Here is a 23,318-nt window from a genome sequence, read left to right as displayed (position 1 = left end):
GCGGATTTTAGGCGCATCGGCCATTTCCATGAATTATGCTCATGTTGGCACCTACGCATCCAAGGACGATCAGGCAAACCGTGATGGCTTTCAAGAACCAGGACTTTCGGCACATGTTGCAACGTTGTTTTCTTGCCTGGGCGGGCGCATGCGCGCTGTTCATGAGCGGCATGGTTGGCGCACAAACGCCCCAGTCGAGCCCGGCAATTTCCTACACCCGCGACATCCAACCGATCTTCACCGAGAAATGCGTCGCCTGCCATGCCTGCAATGACGCCGCCTGCCAGCTCAAGCTGGAGAGCCCCGAAGGGGCCGTGCGCGGTGCCAGCAAGGTGCCGGTGTACCAGGGCGACCGGAGCAAGGCCGTGGCCACCACGCGCCTGTTCTACGACGCCCAGACCGAAGAGCAATGGCGCGCCAAGGGCTTCTATTCGGTGCTCGACAATCAGGGCAGCCAGGCCGCGCTGATGGCGCGCATGCTCGAACTGGGGCACAAGACGCCGATCACGCCCAACGCCAAGCTGCCCGACGACATCGTCCTGGGCCTGCAGCGCAACAATATGTGCCCCATGCCCCATGAGTTCGACGCCTATGCCGGCGCCCATCCCAAGGAAGGCATGCCGCTGGCGGTCACCGGCCTGACCGACAAGGAGTACCAGACCATGCAACGCTGGCTGGCGGCAGGCGCGCCGGTCGAGTACCAGCCGATCCAGCCGAGCGCGGCAGAGGCAAGGCAGATCGGCGAATGGGAAGAGTTGCTCAACCGCCCGGGCTCGACCGAAGCCCTGGTTGGCCGCTGGCTGTACGAGCACCTGTTCCTGGCGCATATCTATTTCGTCGGCGGCGAGCAGGGCCACTTCTTCCAGTGGGTGCGTTCGCGCACGCCGAGCGGCAAGCCGGTCGACATCATCGCCACGCGCCGCCCCAACGACCCGCCCGGTACCGACTTCTATTACCGCCTGGTGCCGGTACAGGGCGTGATCGTGCACAAGACCCACATCACTTACCCGATGGGCCCGCAGAAGCTCAAGCGGGTCAAGCAGCTGTTCTACGCCGGCGACTGGCACGCCACCGCGCTGCCGGGCTACGGGCCGCGGCACCGGGCCAACCCGTTCGAGACCTTCGAGGCGATCCCGGCGGTGGCGCGCTACCAGTTCATGCTCGATAACGCCGAGTACTTCGTGCGCACCTTCATTCGCGGCCCGGTGTGCCGCGGGCAGATCGCCACCGACGTGATCCGCGACAACTTCTGGGCGCTGTTCCAGGAGCCGGCCTTCGACCGCTACGTCACCGATGCCAAGTACCGCGGCGAAGCCACGCCACTGCTGGCCATGCCGGGGCAGATCGACGACGTGGGCAGCGTGCTGAGCTTGTGGCATGCCTATCGCGACAAGCGCAACGAGTACGAGAAGTTGCGCCGCGAAGCCTATGCCGAGATGCCGGCACCGGGTTGGTCGACCCTGTGGGCCGGCAACGACAACGCGCTGCTGACCATCTTCCGCCACTTCGACAGCGCCTCCGTGACCAAGGGCCTGATCGGTGACGTGCCGCTGACCATGTGGCTGTTCGACTACCCATTGCTCGAGCGCACCTACTACCAGCTGGCGGTCAACTTCGACGTCTATGGCAACGTCTCGCACCAGTTGCAGACGCGCCTGTACTTCGACCTGATCCGCAACGGCGCCGAAGTCAACTTCCTGCGTCTGATGCCAGCGGACAAGCGTGGCGCGATCCTCAGCGACTGGTACCAGAATGGCGGCAAGGTGAAGATGTGGCTCGATTACGAGGACATCGACAGCGACACGCCAAGCGGCCTGAAGCTGGACAAGGCGCACCCCAAACGCGACTTCGGTCTCAAGCTGCTGCAACGCACCACCAGCATCAACGCCTCGCCCGACCCGATCAACCGCTGCAAGGACGCCTATTGCTCGCGGCCGGGCTTGAGCGAGGAGTTCCGAAATGCCGAGCAGTCGCTGAGCCGGTTGGTGTCGCGGCCGGCAGCCGGGCTGAAGGTGATCGACCAACTGCCCGAGGCGACCATGCTGCGCATCGAAGGGCAGGGCGGCCAGCGCCAGGTCTACAGCCTGCTGCGCAACCGTGCGCACAGCAACGTCGCCTTCCTGCTCGGTGAGGCGCACCGCTACCAGCCGGGGCTCGATACCCTGACCCTGTATCCGGGCGTGCTCAGCAGCTATCCGAACTTCATCTTCAACGTGCCCACCGCCGATGTGCCAGAGTTCGTCGAAGACCTGGAGTACGCCGGTGACGATGCCGATCGTTTCGAGCGTGTGGTCATGCGCTGGGGGATCCGCCGCAGCCATCCGCAGTTCTGGCACTACTTCCATGACCTGAACAGCTACATCAAGGAGACCCAGCCGGTGGAGGCGGGGGTGCTGGACATGAACCGCTACGAGAACCTCTGATCGGGTGGGCTGACCTTTCCGGATACCTTACGGTCGGAACTGGTGGGTGGTCCTGGTCGATTGCTGGGGGCTGCATTGCAGCCCTTCGCGGGTAAACCCGCTCCTACAGGTCCGCGCTGTACCTGTAGGAGCGGGTTTACCCGCGAACGAGCGCGCAGCGCTCGCCTCGGCACTCGACCCGGGCCTCAATGCACCGGCAATCGCAGGTATTCCATGCTGTATTCGCTTCAGGCACTGCGGGCGTTCGCCGCCTGGGTGGTGGTCTGCCACCACTTCATGCAGATATTTTTCGACTTCCATGCCACCGGCCCCATCGGCCAATTGTTCAGTGACCGAGGCGCCGTAGGCGTCGATATCTTCTTCGTCATCAGCGGGCTGGTTATCTACCTGTCGACCCGCGACAAGGACATCGAACCCCGTCAGTTCCTGCTCAACCGCGCCCTGCGCATCGTTCCTGCCTACTGGTTCTACACCCTGGTCATGGCCCTGTTGATCCTGGCCTTCAGTCGCTGGATGCCGCACCAGGTGTTCAACGCCCAGCACCTGCTCATGTCGTTGTTTTTCATTCCGGCAGAGAACCCTGGCGGCTATGGCATGTATCCCACGCTCAACGTCGGCTGGACGTTGAACTTCGAAATGTTCTTCTACCTGTTGTTCGGCCTCGCGTTCCTGGTGCGTCAGCGCCACCACCTGCTGCTGGTGAGCACGGCGCTGCTGCTGGCCAGCGAGGTACTGGGGCGCCTGGGCGTGCTCAGCCACTTCTACAACAACGGCATCATCTACGAGTTCCTGTTGGGTATCGGCCTGGGCGTGCTGTACCGCCGCGGGCTGGTGCGCGAGGGGCGGGTGTTGCCGTTGCTCACCCTGCTGGCGGCGGGCTACGCCATCTACCACCTGGATGCCTCCCAGCGCCTTCTGCACTGGGGCTTGCCTAGCGCCTTGATCGTGCTGGCATTTCTTTCCTTGGAGCCGTGGTTCAGGGGTAATCGGGTGCTCAAGGCCTTGGGCGACTGCTCGTACTCGGTGTACCTGATTCACGTGCTGGTGCTCTACGCCGGCTGGTTCGCCAGCCAGCGCCTGGGCCTGAACCCATACCTGGTGTTTGCCTTGTGCGTGCCGTCCATTGGACTAATGTCCTGGTTCAGCTACCAGTGGCTGGAACGCGGCCTTTACCGGCGCATGCAGGCCTGGTTGGCGCAGACACGGGGGCAGGGCGAGGAATATGCGCTTTCCCGAGTCAAATACTAGGACTTTGTTAGAAGGCCGTGTTGGCGTACACTTGGCGCAAGTCTGTGAGGAACCTACATGAGCGCTATAACCATTACCGACGCCGCCCATGACTACCTGGCCGATCTGCTCTCCAAGCAGAACACGCCCGGCATTGGCATTCGTGTCTTCATCACCCAGCCGGGCACCCAGTACGCCGAGACGTGCATCGCCTATTGCAAGCCTGGCGAAGAGAAGCCCGACGACACCGCCGTGGGCTTGAAAAGCTTCACCGCCTATATCGACGCGGTCAGCGAGCCGTTCCTCGAGGACGCGCTGGTCGACTACGCCACCGACCGCATGGGCGGCCAACTGACCATCAAGGCGCCGAACGCCAAGGTGCCGATGGTCAACGAAGACAGCCCGATCAACGAGCGCATCAACTACTACCTGCAGACCGAGATCAACCCGGGCCTGGCCAGCCATGGTGGCCAGGTGAGCCTGGTCGACGTGGTCGACGATGGTATCGCTGTGCTGCAGTTCGGTGGCGGTTGCCAGGGTTGCGGCCAGGCCGACGTGACGCTCAAGGACGGCATTGAGCGCACCCTGCTCGAGCGTATCCCTGAACTCAAGGGCGTGCGCGACGTCACCGACCACACCCAGAAGGAAAACGCCTACTACTAAGTAACGCGGCACGCTGTGTAGGAGCGGGTTTACCCGCGAAGCAGGCGCCGCGGTGGTTTATAGAAACCGAGCAAGATTCCCGCCCCTAGCAACAAAGTGTTACGGATTCAACCCCTGCGACAACAAGCCGCAGCCCGTAAACAAAGGGCTGCAGGCCATCTGCCCCAAGGTCGGGTGGCCGCACTGGGGGTGTCATGCCAGAATGCCCCGGTTTTTCGGCCGGCCCGTCCCGAGGGCCGGCACCTTCCCTGTAAAGGATGGTTCCATGAATGATCTGTTTACCCGGCGCTCAGTCGTTGCCGGGATGGGCGTTCTCGGGCTTGGCTTGCTGGCGGGCTGCAGCCCGGCGCGTGGGCTCGAGTTCAAGTACGGCAAGAACATGAGCAACGAGATCCTCGGACGCAAGTTCCGCCTCAAGGATACCCAGGGCAACGAGCGCACCCTGTCGAGCTTCTACGGCTCCATGCCGATGATCTTCTTCGGTTTCACCCAGTGCCCGGCGGTTTGCCCGACCACGCTGGCACGTGCGGTGCAGATCAAGAACCTGCTCAGGGGACGCGACCGCGACCTGTTCCAGGTGGTGTTCATCACCCTGGACCCGGAGCGCGACACCCCCGAAGTGCTCGACGCCTATCTGAAGGCCTTCGACCCGTCGTTCACCGCGCTGACCGGCACCCCGGAACAAATCGCCGAGGTGGCCAAGGAGTTCAAGGTGTTCTACGAGAAAGTGCCGGCGGGTGATACCTACACCATCTCTCACTCGTCCACCAGCTACGTCTACGATACACGTGGCACCTTGCGTCTGAGCCTGGGTCATTCCCTGAACGCCAAGGAATGCGCCGAAGACCTGGTCACCCTGATGGAGATTTGCTAATGGCTGTTTCACTGCAACCGATCAAGCGCGGCCTGGCCGCCATCGCCTTGCTGGGCATGGCCCTGCCTGCCTTGGCCCAGACCACCGTGAGCGAAGCCTGGGTACGCGCCAGCGTGCCGCACCAGCCGTCCACCGGTGCCTTCATGACCCTGACCGCCAGCAGCGACAGCAAGCTGGTAGGCGTTGCCTCGCCCGTGGCCAAGACCGTGCAAGTGCACGAGATGACCATGAACGGCGACGTGATGGGCATGAAGGAAGTCAAGGCCGTGGAGCTGCCGGCCGGCAAGCCGGTGAGCCTGGACCCCAATGGCTATCACGTGATGCTGATGGGCCTGGTCCAGCAAGTGAAGGAAGGCGAGAAGGTGCCGCTGACCCTGACCATCGAAGATGCCAAGGGCGCCAAGGAAACCGTGGAAGTGCAGGCAGAAGTCCGCCCTCTCAACGCCGAGGCTGGCGGTGGGCATGACCACATGCACATGAACCACTGACAGACGAAAGGGCCGCATCCGCGGCCCTTCTTCCTTGCGCTGCGCGCTTCAGCTACGGAAGCGTGGCAGCGGCCTCTCCAGCGTCAGCGAGGTCAGGGTCTTACGAACCTGGGCCTCATCGGCCTCCAACGCCTTGAGGCTAGCGCGGATCTTGCCTGCAGCGGGCACATCGCCCTGGCGGTCGATCCAGTCGGCGATCTCCTCGCAGGCACTGCTCAGGCAGGCCTGGCGCTGGTTCATCAGCGATATCAGGGTGGTGAGCTCTCTTTCGGACATGATGGGATCCTCCGTTTAGCTTTCTCATTGTAGCAGAGGGGTTGCAGGGCACCTGGGCTTTCCAGAGGGCGCATGTGAGCAACAGCAAAGGCCGGCTTATAAAGCTGTAGTAAATTGTTACTTGTTAAAAATATCAAACAAAATCATTCGGTTCTGGTGGATTTATATTACGCCCCGCTTGTGGCTCGGCCTTCACACGGTCTGTCTGAGCCGCTCTATTCTGCGAGCAGGTAATTGTTCTCTACCATAAAGCACACGCCCTTTAAGTAGGAATTATCGTTTTTTCTCTATGTCGCTTCCTACTATTGGTAGTGGTTGCGTTACAACTTTGGAGTTGCGCTTGGTTGTGGGTGGGTTGTAGGTTGATTGTGCCTAAGCGATGCAAAATCTGACCTATACCGCAGGCTGAGGAAATAATCGACATGCAGGCGCTGATTCTTAATCGCGGGACGCGAGTTCTAGCGTCGGGGTACTGTTTTTCCAAATGCGGAGAATTTGCATTCGAAGCCGCATTCGCTGTGGCGATTGTTTCCGTGACTAATGCGGATATGCTGTTGATTGGCATGGCGTATTTTTTTCGCTATTTGCCAACTGTAGTGTTTTCGCCCCTTGGCGGATGGCTGGCGGATAATGTCGACAAAAGAAAAACCTTAGTCAGCGTCGAGATTTCTAAAAGTGTTGTGGCCTTTGCTTTTTTCACCCTATCCGCCGTATATACGCTGGCATTGCCTATGATGGTAAGCCTCGCGATGGTCATGACCGCTCTTGAATGTCTTTATGTACCCACCTTTCGTGCATACTTCCCTGATCTTATCGAAAAAAATCGGCTGGCCTCGGCCAACAGCGGTATCCAGGTCATCGAGGATGCGGCTTCGATTGTTGGACCGCTGGTGTTCGCAGCATGCGTGTTGCTGTTGTCCCGTGAAGCGACGTTCCTGTTTTTCGCAATTTGCCTGGTAGCGTCGGGCATCTCCATCGCTACCCTAGAGGCACCCCGGCAAGGTCTCCGCCAGGAATTCGACGGGCCAGCTTTGTTTCGGGGCACTGTGCAAAGCTTAAGCCAGCTCAAAGCTAGCAATGCGCCATTGTTCGCAGTTATTAGCTGCACCACCCTCTGTGCGACGTTCGCCACCTCTGTGATCCGCTTCATCCTTCCGGCCACAGTACTGGATCATTTCGCCTCGGAAGAGGTAGTTGGTTACGTGTTCGCGCTACTTGCAGCCGGCACTGTACTGGGCGGCGTGCTCTATACACGCTTCAATAATAAGACGACCGTGCGACTGGTGCTGCGTTATTGGGTTATCTATGGTGCCCTGTTTTTTGCTGCAGCGGTGGCGCTGAAATTTAGCAGTTGGCTCTTTCTGATGACCCTGTTCATGGTTGGCTTTGTCGGAGCATTTATCGATATCGCGATAGTCACCAATATACAGTGTTTATCGAGCGATCATGAGGTGGGTAGGAATTTTTCGGTTTACTATTTTACAGCTGTTCTTGGTGATGCTGCTTCTGGACTAATTGCGAGTCTGGTTTTTGTATTTGCGGGGTCGGCAACCTTCATCTGGATGACGCTAATGTTGTTTGTCGCGCCAATGGCCTGGAACATGAGAGGGCGTGACGATGATGCTGACAATCGTTAATTGGCGGTCAGCCACCCATTGTCAGGAATCTGAACTTTTAAACAACTGGGTGTCTGGCTGATTGAACGCAAGCCTGTCGATATACCCCCGGAGTCACCCCGTAGGCTTGCTTGAACTGCCGGTTCAAATGACTCTGGTCGGCAAATCCCAAGGCGAACGCTACATCAGAGGCCGCCAATCCGCTTTTCAGAAAATCCCTTGCCCGCGCCAGGCGTCGCTGTTTCAGCCAGGCATGCGGTGGCAGGCCAGTGGCCTGGCGGAACACCCGGGCGAAGTGGAAGGGCGACAGGTTGACCGCTGCCGCCAATGCCTCCAGCGACGGAGGGTCGGCGAGCTGGCTTTCCAGCAGTTCACGGGCGCGGGCGACCGCCAAGGGCTCGTTACCGGGGGCGGCGGGTTCGGCGCAATGCCCATGGCGCTGTACCAGGGCCAGTACCGCCTGGCGCCAGGCCGTTTGTTGTTCCAGGGCACTGGCGGCCGACTCCGACAACCTGTGCAGGCGGCTGAAGGCGGTGGCCAGCGCCGGATCGTGGATAACGCTGGCTTTGAAGTGGGGCATGCCGCGGCCCAGTTCCAGCTCGTCGAGCACGCCGCTGACCCTGGCCTGTTCGGGGTAGAAGCCGCGGTAGCGCCAACCGGCTTCGTGGGCCGTGGCGCCAGTATGCAGTTCATCGGGGTTGATCAGCACCATGCTGCCTTCCGGGGCCAGGTGTTCACTGCCGCGGTGCCAGAAACGCTGGGCGCCGGATTCGATCACGGTGAACACATAGCCTTCGTGCACATGCGGGGCGAAGCGCTGCTGGTAATAGCGCGCATGCAACATCTCCACGTCACCCAGGGCGGGCGCTTGCCAGAGGTGGGTCTGTTCGCGCAGGGAGTGGGTCATGCCAGCCAGCTGCGCAGCAGGAAGAAGATCAACATGCTCACCAGCATGCTCAGCAACACGCTGCGGGTCAACAACACCAGTGCCACCGCTGCCACCGCCCCCAGCAGATAGGGGTTGAGCAGGCTCACGTCCAACTGGTGGCCGGGTAGGAAGATGATTGGGCCGCAGATCGCCGTGAGCATGCCGGGCACGGCAAACCCCAGGAACTGCCGCGCATTGGAGCTCAGGCGCAGCGGCAGGCGCGGTTCGAGGAAGGCATAGCGGTTGAGGAACACCACCGCGCCCATGGCGAAGATCAGCAGCCAGGTCATTGGCGAGCTCCGGAAAACTTCTGGCAGACAAAGCCGGCGGCCATGCCCAGCAGGCCTGCGGCGACCAGGGCGGTTTCCCACTGCCAGTAGCTGAACAGCACCGAGCAGAACAGCGAAACCGCCACGCACACCACGGTAGCCAGGTTACGTACCAGCGGAGCGATCAGCGCCACGAAGGTGGCGACGATGGAAAAATCCAGGCCCAGTTGGTCCAGGTGAGGAATGCTCTGGCCGAGCACGATGCCGGCGAAGGTGAACAGGTTCCAGGCCACGTAGAAGGTCAGGCCCACGCCAAGGGCGTACCAGCGGTTGAACTGCTGGCGGTCGTGCTGGCTGGTCAGGGCGAAGAACTCGTCCGTCAGCAAGAAGCCCAGCCCCAAGCGCCAGCGCAGTGGCTGGTTGGACAGCACCGGGCGCATGGACAGGCCATACAGCAAGTGCTGGGAGGTCAGCAGCAGGGTGGTGAGCAGGATCGACAGCAGGTTCGCCCCGCCCTTGAGCATGCCGATGGCCACCAGTTGCGCGGCACCGGCGAAGACGATGGCCGACAGACCCTGGCCTTCCCAGGCGCTGAGGTTGGCCTCGATGGCCATGGAACCGGCCAGCAGGCCCCAGGGCGCGACGGCGAGCGAGAGTGGCAGGATGGCGATGGCGCCACGCAGGAAGGCATGGCGGGCGATGGGTGAATGACTGGGCATGGTGGCGACGATGAGGTACTCGGGGTTCGGACTGCCAGCATGCCAGAGCGCGTAACAGGTGGCTTGAACGATCTTGCTCAGGGCCACGGGCAGACCGGTTCAGCGATAGCTGGTGAGCCGCTGCTGGGCCGCTGCGCAGCCATTGATGTCCACGGCCTTTTGCAGCAGGGCCTGGCGCTGCGCCGGGTCGAGATCGCCGAGCAGGCGATAGACCTCGGCCTGATAGTCGCGCTGGCGCCCCCACTGCATCTCCAGGCCTTGCGGCTGGCTGCGGCTGCACGCCAGGCGCGCGGCCGGTTGCGGGTAATAGGGCGCATATAACGTGGCCATGCTCGGCACCGACTCGAGGTCGCTGCGGTAGGCCAGGCTGGCATTGTAGGGCGGGCACCAAGTGGCGATGGCGGTGGCGGGTGGCGCGAAGCCCTGTTTGAGGCTCGACTCGAGCAGCGGACAGGCGGCGTCGGGAATCTGCGCAGCCGGCAGGTAGGTCATGTAGTACAGCGCCAAGCGATACTGCGCCACGGGGTGCCCGAGGGCCACCGACTTTTTCAGCAGCGCCACGGCGGTGGGCAGGGTGCGCGCCATGGCCTGGCCTTGGCGGGTGAGCTCCGGGTCGGCGTCGACGACGGCACGCAGGGGGCTCGGCGCATCGTCCTGGGCATCGGCCTGTTCGAGCAGCGGCAGGGCCTGGCGGTAGAGCAGGTCGGCATGGGGGTCGATATGCACCTCCAGCGCATGGGCGCTGAACGGCGCCAGGGCCACCAGGAGCGAAGGCATCAGGCTGACGCGGCTCACAGGCGAGCCCCGTGCGACCCGATGTCACGGCAGGCAGCTAGCTGCGGATGGACGGCTTCGATGTTCATGGCAGATACCCGTGGGCCTCAGGCAAAACAGGACGACGGCGTATTCTAGCCATGCGCGGGGGCTGGCTGAAAGGCTTATGCAACATTGTTCAGACGAGCTTGATCGGCGTCACCCTGCGTTGGGCGTGTTTTTCATGGGCCAGGCCGAGCTTGGCGGTGATGACCTTGGCCAATGCGTTGTTGCCCAGGTCGTTCAGGTGCAGGCGGTCGACGAACAGGTCGGCGCCGAACACAGGCGAGCTGCTGAGCATGCTGTTCATGTCGTAACAGGCCACCGGGTCGGCCTGTTGCTTGATGCGGCGGAAGAAGTCCGCATGCAGTTGGCTGTCGAAGACGCCGTCGAGCAGCCGGTCGAAGTTGGCCGGCTGGCGCTCCAGGGCTTCGAGCGCGGCCTGCTCGCCCGCCGGCAGGGTATCGCGGCACCACGGCAGCAGTGGTTGCAGGATGAAGGTCAGGCTGGCATGACTGCCGGCCAGCAGGCGGTCCCATTGCAGCAGAGTACGGCCGATGCTGTCTGCGGCACGGGCCAGGCGCTTGTTGGGCGCCGACAGCGACCATTGCACCTGGGGCGGTGCGCGGCGAGGTGCCAGGGTTTGCAGCAGGCGACGCCAGAGCGGTTTGTGTTGCTGCCCCTCGACTGACCCTGCACCTTCGCTGAAGCTGTTGAGCAAGTGCTGGTAGGCCGCTGTCTGCAGCGGCTCGTGAGCGCTGTCCAGCACCTCGCCCAGCGCTTCGTGGGCGAGGCTGTTCAGGCCGCTGAGCACGACCACGTGGCCGACCTGGCCGAAGCGATGCTGGTGACTGAGGAAAAGCAGCAGTTCCTGGCTGGCGTTGAGCCCGCAGCCGGCAAGGCTCAGCCACACCTCGCCGGTCAGCATCGACAGGTGCGAGGCCACCGTGTGCTGGTCACCGCTGGCCCCGATGCCCAGGGCGGTGGAGCCGCCGACCAGCAGGTTGACCCGTGGCGCGCCGCCACGCTCGGCGGCCGAGAAGCGCTTGCCAGCGCAGTGGCTGTAGCGCAGGCCAAGGGCATCGGTGTTGATGGTGGCGGAGCGGTAACCGCTCTCGTGTACATGCAAGGTATGGGGCGCGCGGCGTCGGCCGAGCATCAGGAAGCGCTGGTAATCCTGTTGCAGGGGCGACGCGGTGCCTGGGGCGTGCGGGGTTGTGTCGGTCAGTCGCATGGGGCTCCGTCGTGGCGGGCGTGGCGCGGGCGCAAGGCCGTCAGCCCGCCAGCGCGGTGAGGTTGTAAGCCAGCCCGCCCACGGCGATCAGCAACAGCGCGACCCCCGAGGCCAGGGAGATGAGGCGGTTGCTGCGTTGCGAGGCGATCTTGCCGATGGCGAAGATGTACAGGCTGAGCACGGCAAAATCGATGGCCACCCACAGCAGCGACAGCACCACCATGCTCTTGCCGAACGATTCGGTGATCTGGATGAACTGCGGGAAGAAGGCGATGAAGAAGATGATGTCCTTGGGGTTGGAGATACCCACCATGAAGCCTTGCCACAGGCCGCCGCCGGCACGTGCCGGGCGGGGGGGCGCATCCGGCGCGTCGGCCGCTGGCGGCTGCAAGGCTTCCTTCAGGGTGCCGACGGCGATGTAGCCGATGAACAGGCAACCCAGCAGGCTCATGCCGCTGAGCCAGGCGCTGTCGATGGCGGCGCTGGTCATGATGATCCAGGCCGCGGCACCGATCAGCACCAGCGAGGCCCAGTTGGTGCCGACAGCGGTGAACATGGCCTTGCGCGAGCCAGAGGCGGCGGCGGTGTTGACGATCAGTGCCACGACCGGGCCGGGGGTGGCGATCAGCAGCAGCACGGTGAGGGCGTAGGTGGCGGTCAGTGCGGTATTCACGGTCAGTTCTCGATCACGGTATCGGTTGTCGCATGGGCGTGGAAGGGGCAGCGCGAGGGGTTGAGCGACCCCTGTTCCTGCAGCTGGTACTGCTTCCATTCGTAGTTGTCGGCGTCGCCGAAGGCACCCAGGGTGTCGGGCACCACGCCGTCGTTGTAGTGGCGAACCCGGTCGCGGATGCGTGCACGGATACGCTTGCCGCTCTCGGTGGCGGTATCGGCGACTTCGTCGAAGTTCTCCCGCGGGTTGATGACGAAGGTGATGTGCGGGCCCAGGTTGCGGCTTTTCATCTGCTGGTGGCCGGGGAAATTCATGTTGATGAACAGCGGCATACCGGCATAGCAGAACGACCAGTCGCTGTCGTCGGGGTCGGTGGGCATGGCCTGCGGCCAGGGTTGCGGGTCGCGCGCGTGCACGCCTCGCAGGACCTTCCAGGCCAGTGACTGCTGCTGCGCCAGGGTGCTGTCGCCGGCGGTTTCGAGAAACACCACCAGCGGGCTGCCGATGCGCTGCTTGAGCGGAATCGGGGTGACGGTGCGCACGTAGTCGGCCAGGCCCCGGGCGATGTCGTCGGCCAGATGGTCGGCGCGGGCGAAGAGGATGTGGCAGCTCTGCCCGGCGACTGCCTTGCGCCCGAACAGGCACGGGAAGTCGGGATTGGCGAGGATGCCGCGAAAATGTTCTATGGTCTTGTAGGTCCAGTGTTGGGTGTTCCGGACATGTTCAGAAGTGAGCTCTAGCGCGTCCAGGCGATAGCAATTTCCATAACCCGTAAACATGATTTCCCCAGGCGTTTTGTTAAGTGGGTGATCCAGTCATATGCAGGCAAGATGGTTGTTTATCTTTGTTATTTACCTGCATTTTCTGGAACCCCTCCCAGGTTGTAAAACGCGTGGAACTATGACCTACTATTAGTCTTACTCATGCTTCGAGGGCGTCATGTCGGAACGGATTCAGGCTTTGCATGCCCTTCGGGCCTTCGAGGTGGCGTCACGCTACGGCTCGTTCACCCGTGCGGCCGAGGAACTCGCACTGACCCAGGGTGCGGTGAGCCATCACATCAAGACACTGGAGTCGATGTTCGGTTGCGACCTGTTCGAGCGGCGTGGCCCCAAGCTGCGCCTGACCGAGCACGGCCGGTTGCTGGCCCAGGAGCTCAAGGTCGGCTTCAAGATCATCGAGAACGCCTGCGCGCTGCTGCGCCAGGACCGCTATGGCCTGCGCCTGAAAGCGCCCTCGACCTTGACCGTGCGCTGGCTGCTGCGGGCCCTGGACGGCTTCAAGAAGCTCGACGACAACTGCAGCGTGCAACTGTCCAGCGTGTGGATGGACATCGACACCGTGGACTTCTACTCCGAGCCTTACGACTGCGCGATCCTGCTGGGCAACGGGCCGTTTTCCGCCGATGTCGAGGGCTTCAAGCTGTTCGACGAATGGCTGATCCCGGTGTGCCATCCGGGCTACCTGGCCCAGGCCCAGCCGGAACTGTCCGACCTGCGCCAGTGTGAATTCCTCCATCCCTCACCGGATCGGCGTGACTGGCGGCGTTGGCTGGCGCGGATGGACGCGCTGGACATCAGCATCGACAAAGGCCAGGTGTTCGATACCCTCGACCAGGGCATCTCGGCGGCGCAGCAGGGCCTGGGCATCTCGGTAGTCGACCTGGCGCTGGCCAGTGCCGACCTGGCGGCAGGCAGCCTGGTCACGCCGTTCAAGCACGCGGTGGCGACCGGTGACGGCTATTACATGACCTGGCTCAAGTCCAGCCCCAAGGCACGGCAGATGCTCAAGCTGCGCGATTACCTGGTCAGCAAGGTCCCACCGCTGGCCTACAAGGACATCAACTACCTCTACGACTGACCCCGTACTCGGCGAATACCCGCTCGAGCATGAAGTCGATGAACACCCTCAACTTCGGCGGTACCTGGCGGCCGGATGGCCACAGCAGGTAGAAGCTGCCGCGCCGCTCGATGAAGTCGTCGAGCACGCTGACCAGGGTGCCCGCAGCCAGTTCGCGGCGCACGGCGAAGTCCGGCAGGCAGGTGATGCCGCGGTTGTTGATGGCGAAGCAGATACGCGTCTCGACATGGTTGCAGACCATCGAGATGGGGATGTCGTGGGACTGCTCGGGGTGGTCCTGGCGCAATGGCCAGGTTTCCAGCTTGCCGTTGCTCGGAAAGCGGTAGTGCAGGCAAGTGTGCGCGGCAAGATCACGTGGGTGCAGCGGCGTGCCGCGTTCGTCCAGGTAGGCGGGCGATGCCACCAGGCAATGCTGGAAATGGCCGAGGAACTTGGCATTGAGCCGCGAGTCCTGCGGCTGCCCCCCGCGCATCACCACATCGAATCCTTCGCCGACGATGTCGACCATGCGGTCGGTGAACTCCAGGTCCAGTTCGACCTGTGGGTATAGCGCCATGAAATCGGCCAGTGCTGGCATCACCAGGCCGGTCACCTGAGGCAGGCTGATGCGCAGACGCCCGCGTGGTGTTTCGCTGGCCTGGGACAATTCCTGCTCGGTGGCCTCGATTTCCGCCAGGATGCGCCGGCTGCGCTCGAGAAACAGCAGGCCCTCGGCAGTCAGGGTGATGCTCCGGGTACTGCGGTGGAACAGGCGCACCCCCAGGCGGCTCTCCAGGCGCGCCACGCGTTTGCCCACCGCCGAGGCGCTGATGCCCAGCGATTGGCTGGCAGCGACGAAACTGCGGGTCTCGGCCACCCGGTTGAACACCACGAAGCCGCTGAGGCTGTCCATGCGCCACTCCTGATTGCGGACACCAATGTCCTGGGTGAGTGGAATACTACCCGTCTTTTTCCGTAATGCCTGCCCTTGCAGACTGGCCGTCCGAATTTCCCACAAGGCTTGCACCATGTCCCAGACCTCTGCCGCGCCCGTGTCCGACACCCGCACCGGCCGCTTGCCCCTGAGCGGCCTGTTGGCCCTGGCGATGACCGGCTTCATCGCCATTCTCAGTGAAACCCTGCCGGCCGGGCTGCTCGACCAGATCGCCGGCGGCATGCACATCAGCCAAGCCATGGCCGGGCAGTGGGTCACCGCCTATGCGTTGGGCTCGTTGCTCACGGCGATCCCATTGGTGACCCTGACCCAGGGCTGGTTCCGGCGCCGTGCGCTGTTGCTGGCCATCCTCGGCTTCGTTCTGTTCAACGGCTTCACCGCGTTGTCGTCGAACAACACCCTGACCCTGGCCTTGCGCTTTCTAACTGGCGCTGCGGCGGGCCTGGCCTGGGGCCTGATCGCCGGGCATGCCCGGCGCATGGTGCCAGTGGCCCAGCAAGGGCGGGCGATGGCCGTGGCCATGCTCGGGCAGCCGATTGCCCTGTCGCTGGGGCTGCCGATCGCCACCTGGTTGGGCGCCGGCCTGGGCTGGCGTGCCACCTTTGCCGTGGTCACGCTGGCGGCGTTGCTGCTGGTGGCCTGGGTGCTGCGTGCGGTGCCCGACTACCCAGGCCATGCCGCGGGCCGACGCCCGGCGGCGCGCCAGGTGTTGCGCATACCCGGGGTGGCGCGGGTACTGCTGGTGATCCTGGCGTGGATTCTCGGCCACAACATCCTCTACACCTATATCGTGCCGTTGCTGGCCGCTGCCGGCATGGCCGCCGAGATCGGCCCGGTGCTGATGGTGTTCGGTCTCGCGGCGCTGGCGGGCATCGGCCTGGTCGGGGTGCTGGTCGATCGTCACCTGCGGCCGCTGGTGCTGCTCAGCCTCGGCGCCTTTGCCCTGGCCACGCTGGCGCTGGGCCAGACCAGTGCGCTCTGGGTGTACCTCAGCGTGGCGCTCTGGGGCCTGACCTACGGGGGCGCGCCTACCCTGTTGCAGACCGCCTGCGCCGATACGGCGGGCGAAGGCGGCGACGTGGCCCAGTCGATGCTGGTCACGGTGTGGAACAGCGCGATCGCCCTGGGTGGCATCATCGGAGGTTTACTGCTCAGCGGTGCTGGGGTCGAGGCCTTCGTGCCCGTGGTGCTGGTGTTCATCGCGCTGGCCTGGATGCTGGCCTGGGCCGGAAGGCACGCGGGCTTCAGCGCCGGGGCGCGATAACCTGGCGTGGCGCCTTGGGGTAGAATCGCCTTTTTGCCTCAGGGCGCTTCGAGGAACACCGCAGTGAAGTTGCAGCAGGGCTTTGTCCTGACCCGGCATTGGCACGATACGCCCCAGGGCACCTGCGTGGAGTTCTGGCTCGCCACCGACCAGGGCCCACGCTTGCTGCGCCTGGCGCCCCAGGAGTCGGTGGCCTTCCTGCCGCAGGCACAGGCCGCCCATGCCAAGGTATTGCTGGGCGATGAGCCTGGGGCCGAACTCAAGCCGTTGCGCCTGCGCGACTTTGAGCAGCGCCCGGTGCTGGGCCTGTACTGCCGCCAGTACCGCCAGCTGTTGCAACTCGAGCAACGCCTGCGCAGCGCCGGCATCGACGTACTCGAAGCCGATATCCGTCCGCCGGAACGCTACCTGATGGAGCGCTTCATCACCGCCCCAGTGCACTACACCGGGCGAATGGACAGCGAAGGCGTGGTGTGCGATGCCCAGCTCAAACCCTCACCGGGGTATCGCCCGCCGTTGCGCCTGGCGTCGCTGGACATCGAGACCAGCGAGCGCGGTGAGTTGTACAGCATCGCCCTGGAAGGATGCGGGCAGCGCCAGGTGTACATGCTCGGGGCGCCTGGTGACCAGGCCGCCGAGGTCGACTTCGACCTGCACTTCTGTGCAGACCGCGCCGCGTTGCTCGAATGCCTGAACCAGTGGTTGGCCCGCCACGACCCGGATGCGATCATCGGCTGGAACCTGATCCAGTTCGACCTGCGCATCCTCCACGAGCATGCCCGGCAGCTGGACATGCCCCTGGCACTGGGGCGTAACGGCGCACCGATGACCTTGCGCAGCCACGCCAACCGCGGCCATGTGTTCGCCGATGCCCCAGGGCGGCTGCTCATCGATGGGATCGAGGCGTTGCGCTCGGCGACCTGGAGCTTCCCGTCGTTCAGCCTGGAAAACGTCGCGCAGACGTTGCTGGGGGAGGGCAAGGCCATCGACACGCCGTACCAGCGCATGGACGAGATCAACCGCATGTTCGCCGAGGACAAGCCTGCCCTGGCTCGCTACAACCTCAAGGACTGCGAGCTGGTCACGCGGATCTTCGCGCACACCCGGCTGCTCGAGTTTCTGCTTGAAAGGGCCTCGGTCACCGGCCTGGCGGTTGACCGCAGCGGTGGCTCGGTCGCCGCGTTCTGCCACCTGTACATCCCGCACATGCACCGCCTGGGTTTCGTCGCGCCCAACCTCGGCAGCCGTCCCGACGAAGCCAGCCCCGGTGGCTTCGTCATGGACTCGCGCCCAGGGCTGTACGACTCGGTGCTGGTTCTGGACTACAAGAGTCTGTACCCCTCGATCATCCGCACCTTCCTGATCGACCCGGTGGGCTTGGTCGAAGGTCTGCGCCAGCCGGATGACGCGCATTCGGTGGAGGGCTTTCGTGGCGGGCGCTTCTCGCGCAGCCAGCATTGTCTGCCGGCCATCGTCGAAGACGTGTGGCAGGGCCGTGAAGCGGCCAAGCGCGCAGGCAACGCACCGTTGTCCCAGGCGCTGAAGATCATCATGAACGCGTTCTACGGCGTGCTCGGCTCCAGCGGCTGCCGGTTCTTCGACCCACGCCTGGCTTCGTCGATCACCCTGCGCGGGCACCAGATCATGCGCCAGACCCGCGCCCTGGTGGAGGCAAGTGGGTTCGATGTGATCTACGGCGACACCGACTCCACCTTCGTCTGGTTGAAACAGGCCCACGACGAGGAAGCCGCCGCCAGCATCGGCCGACAGCTGGTGGCGCAGATCAACCAGTGGTGGCGCGAGCACCTGCAGCAGGAGATGGGCCTGGCCAGTGCCCTCGAGCTGCAATACGAGACCCATTACCGACGCTTTCTCATGCCCACGATCCGGGGCACCGACGAGGGCAGCAAGAAGCGCTATGCCGGCCTGGTGCAGCGTGCCGATGGCGGTGATGAGATGGTGTTCAAGGGCCTGGAGTCGGTGCGCACCGACTGGTCGCCGCTGGCTCGGCAGTTCCAGCAGGAACTGTATGGCCGGATCTTCCGCGGCCAGCCGTACCGTGAGTACCTGAAGGAATATGTGCGCAGCACCTTGGCCGGCGAGCAGGATGAACTGCTGATCTACCGCAAGCGCCTGCGCAGGCCCCTGGCCGACTACCAGCGAAATGTGCCGCCGCATGTGCGTGCGGCGCGCCTGGCCGATGACTACAACCGCCAGCTGGGGCGGCCCCGGCAGTACCAGAACGGCGGTTGGATCAGCTACGTGATTACCGTCGCCGGCCCTGAACCCCTGGAAGACCGGCGCTCGCCCATCGACTACCAGCATTACCTCAGTCGCCAGTTGCAACCGGTGGCCGATGCCATCCTGCCGATGGTCGGCGATCAGTTCGAGGCGTTGATCGACCAGCAGTTGAGCCTGTTCTGAGCGCGGGTGGTAGATCATCACCGCAGCCTGCAACAGCGAGGCGCCTAGCCTGGGTTTTTGCGCAGGAGGCACCGCACCATGAGCAGCGACGACCGATTCGATGACAGCGTACCCGTACCACCCACCGAAGAGCAGGCCTTCCAGGACCGGCTGATCGCCGAGCGCATACCGCACTGGCTACGAGCCGCCAGTGTCGAACAGTTGCGCGAGCTGGGGGATGCGATGAGCCTCAGCCTGTATTTCAACCAGCGCGTCAGCGAGGTACTCGGCGCGATCCAGGACGTCGCCGCGTTTACCCAGCCTCTGCTCCAGCAGGCGCTGGACCAGGCCGTCGGCGAAAGCGTGAACCTGGCGGGCGTCGTTCAGCGCTGGGGGCATCGCGAGCCGGTGGTGACCCCCCAGCCGATCGGTTACCCGGTAACGCGGGCGGTGTATATGCAGCGGTCGCTGCTCGAGGCCGCCTGGCGCAATTTCACCCCGGACGACGCCACGCCAGGGGGACAACTGGTCGGCAACCGTCTGGAGCGCGTCGGCGCATCGGCTGGCGGGGCGCAGGAGGGTGAGAAACCGCTGCCGACGTCGGCAGGCTTCGCGCTGTTGTGCCGCAGGCTCGACCTGGGCAAGGCGTACCAGAGCCACCTGCGTGGGGTGCTGCAACCTGCGTCGCTGCCCTCCGAGCCAGAGGGCGAGGGGCGCAGAAGGGTGTTGTCGCTGTTCGCCAGGGGCCATCGCTATACCATGCTGGTCGACGCCCACGTGGCGCTGCTCAAGGGCCACGTGACGCCGGCGGAGCACCGGCTGCTGGTCGAATTGTGCAGCCTGCGTGGCCCCCTCGAGCTCGATGGCAACCCGGTCGAGATCAAGCGTCTGGAAATGCTCGGCTGCGCCCTGGAGCAGATCCTCGTGCTGGATGTGCGCGACCAACGCCTCAGCCCGCTGTACACCTCCAGCACGCGAGTGCTGGTGCACATTCCCGGCGACCCGCATTCGCCCTGGCGTGCGCATGCTGACCTGCGCGGTTTTGCCAATGCCCTGGGCAAGCACCTGCGTACCGCGGACTACCAGCGTTTCTTCGCCCGGTTCGTCCGGCGCCGCGACAGCCAGGCGTTTTTCTCTGCCGTGGACCAAGGCTACGAGGGGCTTTCCGACCTGGCCAATACCGATTTGCGTGAACGCCTGCGCAGTTGCCCGGCACCGGTGTTCGACACCCTGGGCAACGACCGCATCGCCCAGATCATGGACGATGCCGCGATGCTCGCCGTCCCGACCGCGGCGCTCGATAGGCAGGTGCAGCAAGCGCACGACCAGCGTTTGGCGGCCGAAGGCTGGACCCTGCTCAACCTGGCCGGTCTGTTCGTCCCTGGGTTGGGCCTCGCACTGCTGGGCTATGCCGGTTGGCAGTTGCTGCGCGAGGTGTATCACGGTGTCGATGCCTGGCATGAGGGGGACTCGGCCGAGGCGCTGGAGCACGTGGTGAACGTCGCCACCGATGTGGCGGTACTGGCTGCCACTGCGGCCGGTTTCACGATGGCGCGCAATGCCTGGAGCCGTTCGCGCTGGGTCGACGACATGGTGCCGGCACATCTGGACTCGGGCATGCGCAAGCTGTGGCAGCCGGACGTGACGGCCTACCGCGTCGCTGCGCCACCGGCCGAGGCCCTGCGTGACGAGGCGGGCGTGTACCGCTTGGCCGAGCGAGCCTGGATCGAGATGGACGGCCATCATTATCCGGTCGCCCAACGTGTCAGCGATGGCCGTTGGCACCTGCTGTCGCGTGACGGTCACAGCCCGTCGCTGTGCCACAACGGCGCGGGTGCCTGGCGCTTGTGGTGCGAGCAACCTGCCGAGTGGGCCGATACACCACGCATGTTCCGGCGTTTGGGTGGGGTCTGCGCCGAATTGGACGAACAGCGCATCGAGCAGGTGATGTGGGTGCATGGCCTGGACGCCGACCATCTGCGTGCCTGGCACGTGCACGGGCAGGCGCCCGAGGCCGGCTTGATCGACAGCGTGGAGCGTTTCGTCATCGACCGGCGTCTGGCCGAGCTGACCGATGCCTTGCAGGCAGGGCGCGCCGTGGACGACCCGCAGGCCCTGCAGCTGTTGCAGGCGGTGGCAGGCACGCAAGGGGTGGACGCCGCGCAAGCGACGGTGCATCGGCGTGCCTGGTTCGATGCGCTCTACCAGGCCAGCCAGCCAGCCGAGGATGCTGCAAGCGCGACGTTGCGCCGGATCTTTCCAAGCCTGCACCGCCGCGGGGCGAGCGAGCTGTTGCGTGCGGCGAAGGTTGCCGACCGCCAGGCAGTGTCCGGCCTGGGACGCGTGCCGCCGGCGCTTGCCCAGGCCGCCCGCGCCAGTGCGCGCCAGCAACGGCTGGCCAGGGCGTTGCAAGGGTTCTACCTCGAAGCGCCGCAGACTGCCGACCTTGCACGTGTCGTCCTGTACCTGGAGGCTGGCGTACCGGGTATTCGCTGGCGCTTGTTCGAGGGTTCGGCGCAGGGCCCATTGCTGATGGAGGCCGGCGCTGAGCACAGTGGCGTGGCGTATGACGTGATCCATCACGCGGGGCAGTTCCGGATACTGTCGGGTGGGCAACTCCTGGCGGGCCCTGGCGAATTGTTCCAGACCCTGGCAGCGCCGTTGGCGACAGACGCTGGCGAATTGCGTGGCTTGCTACGGACGCTGGCCGGCCCACGCAGGGCGGAGCTGACGGCGCTGTTCGAGCCGGTATCGCCGCCGCGCTGGTTCCGAGCGCCGCAGCGCCTGGAGGGTGGACGTCTCGGCTATCCGCTCAGCGGTCGTGGGCGCGGACGCAGCGCAGGGCTCTATGCGACGGTGCGTGGGCTGTATCCTGCGTTCGATGATGCGCAGGTGCAACGCTGGTTGGCCCAGGTCCGGCAATTGGGGCGCCAGGTCGAAGCAGAACTGGTGCGTCTTGCCTCCGAGTTGGAGACGCTCAGCCGCAGCCTGCACACCTGGTCCCGGCAGGCAGTCGGCAGGCTGCAACGGGCCGACCGGCATTCGTTCGCCGAGGCGCTGCAGCGTTGCTGGCAACGCCGTGCCGACGATACCGACGCGACGCTGCCAGGGGCCTTTCGCCTGACCATACGCAACCTCACAGTGGAACAATTGCCGGATCTGCCGGAACAGGTTCATTTCGAACACGTACGTGAGCTTTCGCTGATGGCGATGGGCATCAGTGAGATTCCTGCCGGTTTCCTTCGCGCCTTTCGTACCCTGCGTATCATCGAGTTGATGGGCAACCGGCTTGACCGCATACCCGCAGGGCTCGGGCAATTGACCCTGCTTCGCCAGCTCGACCTGTTCGGCAACCAGATCGTCCTCGATGCTGGGCAAAGCATGATGCTCGCCAACCTCGAACACCTGGAGTACATCAACCTGTCCTATAACCCGCTCGGCCAAGTGTTCTCCGTGCAACGCATGGCGCGCCTGCGTCATCTGTACTTGCGCGCCACTGGTCTGGCCGTCCTGCCGGACGGATTGTTCGGGCGTTTCGAATTGCTCCTGGCGGACTTGCGTGACAACGACATCACCCGCGTTCCCGCTCGTTTTTATCGCGCCCCTGCATGGATAAGTGCCGCGGTCCGCCTGGAAGGCAACCCTTTGCCTGAAGGCGACGCGCTACGGCTCGAGGCCTTCATGCGCGATCATGGCTGGTCGGCCGAACTGACAGGTGACTTGGAGCCGACGGCGACCCGCCAGCGCTGGCTGGATGCCGCCGACAGCACGGCGCGGACCCAGCAGGCGATGTTCTGGGACGACCTTGAGTCGCAGGCCGAGGCGTCGGACTTTTTTCTGCTACTGAGTCGCCTGCTGGAAACCGCCGACTTCCAGCAGCAGCCGGTCGCCCTGGCCAGCCGCGTGTTCGCGATGCTGGCGGCGATGGAGGCACACGAAAGCCTGAGCATCGAGCTGTTCGCCCAGGCGGGCTTGCCGGTGACCTGCCAGGACAGCGCCGCGCTGGCCTTCAGCGATCTGGAGCTGCGACTGCTGGTGTGGCAGGCGCGCTACGATGCCCAGGCAGGTGGCGAGGAGTCGGCGCTGTTGCGCCTGGGGCGACAATTGTGGCGGCTGGAGCAGGTCGACCGGATCGCCGAGCGCGATTACACCACGCGCCGTGCCGGCGGTGCCGACCCCGATCAGATCGAAATAATGCTCGCCTACCGCATTGGCCTGCGCGAGGCCCTGGCGTTGCCGGCGCAACCAGGCGACATGCTGTTCGCCGAGACCGCCGGATTGAGCTCGGCGCAGGTCGACCTCGCCCGCGCGGAGGTCCTGAGCCAGGAAACCGTGGAGCGGCTTGTCCAGTCGCTGGTCGATCGGGACTTCTGGCGCGAATACCTGCTGCAGGCCCATGCAGAGCGTTTCGAGGCGCTCGATGTGGGGTTTCACGACCGCGTCGACACCTTGATGACAGCTGTCGAAACCCTGCCGGAAGGGCGCTACCTGGAGCAGATGAACGAGGTCCAGCGCGAGCGCGACGTGGCCCGGCGTGCCTTGATGCTCAGGTTGACCCGGCAGGCCCTCGGTGAACTCTCGCCGCTGCCTGCCGGCCCGGGTGAAGCACCGGCCGCGCCTGGGCCTTGATGGGCTATGCTCTGTGCAGAAGCCA

General features: G+C 64.2%; 19 protein-coding genes. 10 read left to right on the top strand and 9 right to left on the bottom strand.

Annotated elements, in window-relative coordinates:
• The first annotated feature begins 83 nt into the window (after nucleotides 1–83).
• From IAE37_RS01750 to IAE37_RS01730, 5 genes are all read left to right on the top strand, one after another.
• Nucleotides 84–2,423, top strand: coding sequence for a fatty acid cis/trans isomerase (locus IAE37_RS01750; RefSeq protein WP_201167919.1), 2,340 nt, complete (start codon nucleotides 84–86; stop codon nucleotides 2,421–2,423).
• 213 nt (nucleotides 2,424–2,636) lie between these two features.
• Entirely contained in the window at nucleotides 2,637–3,671 is a 1,035-nt protein-coding gene (locus IAE37_RS01745) for an acyltransferase family protein (RefSeq protein WP_201167917.1), read from the top strand.
• Nucleotides 3,672–3,728: 57 nt separating this feature from the next.
• Complete coding sequence (gene nfuA / locus IAE37_RS01740; protein WP_063545100.1) at nucleotides 3,729–4,313, top strand: Fe-S biogenesis protein NfuA; 585 nt, start codon at nucleotides 3,729–3,731, stop codon at nucleotides 4,311–4,313.
• A gap of 265 nt (nucleotides 4,314–4,578) precedes the next feature.
• Nucleotides 4,579–5,187: an SCO family protein gene (locus IAE37_RS01735; protein WP_201167914.1), complete on the top strand. Its 609-nt coding sequence runs from the start codon at nucleotides 4,579–4,581 to the stop codon at nucleotides 5,185–5,187.
• Nucleotides 5,187–5,675 carry a copper chaperone PCu(A)C gene (locus tag IAE37_RS01730; RefSeq protein WP_201167911.1) on the top strand — a complete coding sequence of 163 codons (489 nt, stop codon included), beginning with the start codon at nucleotides 5,187–5,189 and terminating at the stop codon, nucleotides 5,673–5,675. The genes IAE37_RS01735 and IAE37_RS01730 overlap by 1 nt, the downstream gene beginning before the upstream one ends.
• Before the next feature lie 48 nt (nucleotides 5,676–5,723).
• On the opposite strand, the gene IAE37_RS01725 is transcribed toward IAE37_RS01730, so the two are convergent.
• The gene (locus IAE37_RS01725; protein WP_201167908.1) at nucleotides 5,724–5,951 is read right to left on the bottom strand and encodes a hypothetical protein; all 228 of its coding nucleotides are present in this window, start codon (nucleotides 5,949–5,951) and stop codon (nucleotides 5,724–5,726) included.
• Nucleotides 5,952–6,373: 422 nt separating this feature from the next.
• Between IAE37_RS01725 and IAE37_RS01720 the strand changes: the two genes are divergently transcribed.
• Entirely contained in the window at nucleotides 6,374–7,588 is a 1,215-nt protein-coding gene (locus tag IAE37_RS01720; protein ID WP_201167905.1) for an MFS transporter, read from the top strand.
• Between the two features lie 37 nt (nucleotides 7,589–7,625).
• Here IAE37_RS01720 and IAE37_RS01715 read toward each other — a convergent pair whose 3' ends face one another.
• From IAE37_RS01715 to IAE37_RS01685, 7 genes are all read right to left on the bottom strand, one after another.
• On the bottom strand, nucleotides 7,626–8,474 hold the full coding sequence (locus IAE37_RS01715; protein ID WP_201167902.1) for an AraC family transcriptional regulator: 849 nt from the start codon (nucleotides 8,472–8,474) through the stop codon (nucleotides 7,626–7,628).
• A complete protein-coding gene (locus IAE37_RS01710; protein WP_201167899.1) occupies nucleotides 8,471–8,785 on the bottom strand; it encodes an AzlD domain-containing protein in 315 nt (104 codons plus the stop codon). Before IAE37_RS01710 ends, IAE37_RS01715 begins: the two co-directional genes overlap by 4 nt.
• Complete coding sequence (locus tag IAE37_RS01705) at nucleotides 8,782–9,483, bottom strand: AzlC family ABC transporter permease (protein ID WP_201168514.1); 702 nt, start codon at nucleotides 9,481–9,483, stop codon at nucleotides 8,782–8,784. The genes IAE37_RS01710 and IAE37_RS01705 overlap by 4 nt, the downstream gene beginning before the upstream one ends.
• A gap of 99 nt (nucleotides 9,484–9,582) precedes the next feature.
• Nucleotides 9,583–10,260 (bottom strand): sel1 repeat family protein, encoded by a 678-nt coding sequence (locus IAE37_RS01700; protein WP_236409749.1) that lies wholly within the window; start codon nucleotides 10,258–10,260, stop codon nucleotides 9,583–9,585.
• A 175-nt stretch (nucleotides 10,261–10,435) separates the two neighbouring features.
• Nucleotides 10,436–11,530, bottom strand: a complete 1,095-nt coding sequence (locus IAE37_RS01695; RefSeq protein WP_201167893.1) for a hypothetical protein — start codon at nucleotides 11,528–11,530, stop codon at nucleotides 10,436–10,438.
• Between the two features lie 40 nt (nucleotides 11,531–11,570).
• Complete coding sequence (locus tag IAE37_RS01690) at nucleotides 11,571–12,203, bottom strand: LysE family translocator (protein WP_201167891.1); 633 nt, start codon at nucleotides 12,201–12,203, stop codon at nucleotides 11,571–11,573.
• 2 nt (nucleotides 12,204–12,205) lie between these two features.
• Nucleotides 12,206–12,982, bottom strand: coding sequence for a YqcI/YcgG family protein (locus IAE37_RS01685; RefSeq protein WP_201167864.1), 777 nt, complete (start codon nucleotides 12,980–12,982; stop codon nucleotides 12,206–12,208).
• Nucleotides 12,983–13,142: 160 nt separating this feature from the next.
• Between IAE37_RS01685 and IAE37_RS01680 the strand changes: the two genes are divergently transcribed.
• Nucleotides 13,143–14,063 carry a LysR substrate-binding domain-containing protein gene (locus IAE37_RS01680; RefSeq protein ID WP_201167861.1) on the top strand — a complete coding sequence of 307 codons (921 nt, stop codon included), beginning with the start codon at nucleotides 13,143–13,145 and terminating at the stop codon, nucleotides 14,061–14,063.
• Here IAE37_RS01680 and IAE37_RS01675 read toward each other — a convergent pair.
• A complete protein-coding gene (locus tag IAE37_RS01675; RefSeq protein WP_201167858.1) occupies nucleotides 14,044–14,955 on the bottom strand; it encodes a LysR family transcriptional regulator in 912 nt (303 codons plus the stop codon). The two genes, IAE37_RS01680 and IAE37_RS01675, sit on opposite strands and share 20 nt — an antisense overlap.
• 115 nt (nucleotides 14,956–15,070) lie before the next feature.
• Here IAE37_RS01675 and IAE37_RS01670 point away from each other — a divergent pair, with 115 nt between their 5' ends.
• The 3 genes from IAE37_RS01670 to IAE37_RS01660 all read left to right on the top strand — a co-directional run bounded on the left by IAE37_RS01670 (nucleotide 15,071) and on the right by IAE37_RS01660 (nucleotide 23,293).
• Nucleotides 15,071–16,261, top strand: a complete 1,191-nt coding sequence (locus IAE37_RS01670) for an MFS transporter (RefSeq protein ID WP_201167855.1) — start codon at nucleotides 15,071–15,073, stop codon at nucleotides 16,259–16,261.
• Between the two features lie 63 nt (nucleotides 16,262–16,324).
• Nucleotides 16,325–18,685: a DNA polymerase II gene (locus tag IAE37_RS01665; protein WP_201167852.1), complete on the top strand. Its 2,361-nt coding sequence runs from the start codon at nucleotides 16,325–16,327 to the stop codon at nucleotides 18,683–18,685.
• A 78-nt stretch (nucleotides 18,686–18,763) separates the two neighbouring features.
• Nucleotides 18,764–23,293, top strand: coding sequence for an NEL-type E3 ubiquitin ligase domain-containing protein (locus IAE37_RS01660; RefSeq protein ID WP_201167849.1), 4,530 nt, complete (start codon nucleotides 18,764–18,766; stop codon nucleotides 23,291–23,293).
• The last annotated feature ends 25 nt before the right edge of the window (nucleotides 23,294–23,318 follow it).

The sequence above is a fragment of the Pseudomonas sp. S31 genome (assembly GCF_016648105.1).
In the GTDB taxonomy this organism is placed as follows: Bacteria; Pseudomonadota; Gammaproteobacteria; order Pseudomonadales; family Pseudomonadaceae; genus Aquipseudomonas.
This window is presented reverse-complemented; position numbering and strand designations above follow the sequence as displayed.

Excerpts from the sequence above, each read along its gene's own strand:
- IAE37_RS01750 (WP_201167919.1), top strand. The coding sequence starts at position 84 with ATGGCTTTCAAGAACCAGGACTTTCGGCACATGTTGCAACGTTGTTTT.
- IAE37_RS01745 (WP_201167917.1), top strand. The coding sequence starts at position 2,637 with ATGCTGTATTCGCTTCAGGCACTGCGGGCGTTCGCCGCCTGGGTGGTG.
- nfuA (WP_063545100.1), top strand. The coding sequence starts at position 3,729 with ATGAGCGCTATAACCATTACCGACGCCGCCCATGACTACCTGGCCGAT.
- IAE37_RS01735 (WP_201167914.1), top strand. The coding sequence starts at position 4,579 with ATGAATGATCTGTTTACCCGGCGCTCAGTCGTTGCCGGGATGGGCGTT.
- IAE37_RS01730 (WP_201167911.1), top strand. The coding sequence starts at position 5,187 with ATGGCTGTTTCACTGCAACCGATCAAGCGCGGCCTGGCCGCCATCGCC.
- IAE37_RS01725 (WP_201167908.1), bottom strand. The coding sequence starts at position 5,951 with ATGTCCGAAAGAGAGCTCACCACCCTGATATCGCTGATGAACCAGCGC.
- IAE37_RS01720 (WP_201167905.1), top strand. The coding sequence starts at position 6,374 with ATGCAGGCGCTGATTCTTAATCGCGGGACGCGAGTTCTAGCGTCGGGG.
- IAE37_RS01715 (WP_201167902.1), bottom strand. The coding sequence starts at position 8,474 with ATGACCCACTCCCTGCGCGAACAGACCCACCTCTGGCAAGCGCCCGCC.
- IAE37_RS01710 (WP_201167899.1), bottom strand. The coding sequence starts at position 8,785 with ATGACCTGGCTGCTGATCTTCGCCATGGGCGCGGTGGTGTTCCTCAAC.
- IAE37_RS01705 (WP_201168514.1), bottom strand. The coding sequence starts at position 9,483 with ATGCCCAGTCATTCACCCATCGCCCGCCATGCCTTCCTGCGTGGCGCC.
- IAE37_RS01700 (WP_236409749.1), bottom strand. The coding sequence starts at position 10,260 with ATGCCTTCGCTCCTGGTGGCCCTGGCGCCGTTCAGCGCCCATGCGCTG.
- IAE37_RS01695 (WP_201167893.1), bottom strand. The coding sequence starts at position 11,530 with ATGCGACTGACCGACACAACCCCGCACGCCCCAGGCACCGCGTCGCCC.
- IAE37_RS01685 (WP_201167864.1), bottom strand. The coding sequence starts at position 12,982 with ATGTTTACGGGTTATGGAAATTGCTATCGCCTGGACGCGCTAGAGCTC.
- IAE37_RS01680 (WP_201167861.1), top strand. The coding sequence starts at position 13,143 with ATGTCGGAACGGATTCAGGCTTTGCATGCCCTTCGGGCCTTCGAGGTG.
- IAE37_RS01675 (WP_201167858.1), bottom strand. The coding sequence starts at position 14,955 with ATGGACAGCCTCAGCGGCTTCGTGGTGTTCAACCGGGTGGCCGAGACC.
- IAE37_RS01670 (WP_201167855.1), top strand. The coding sequence starts at position 15,071 with ATGTCCCAGACCTCTGCCGCGCCCGTGTCCGACACCCGCACCGGCCGC.
- IAE37_RS01660 (WP_201167849.1), top strand. The coding sequence starts at position 18,764 with ATGAGCAGCGACGACCGATTCGATGACAGCGTACCCGTACCACCCACC.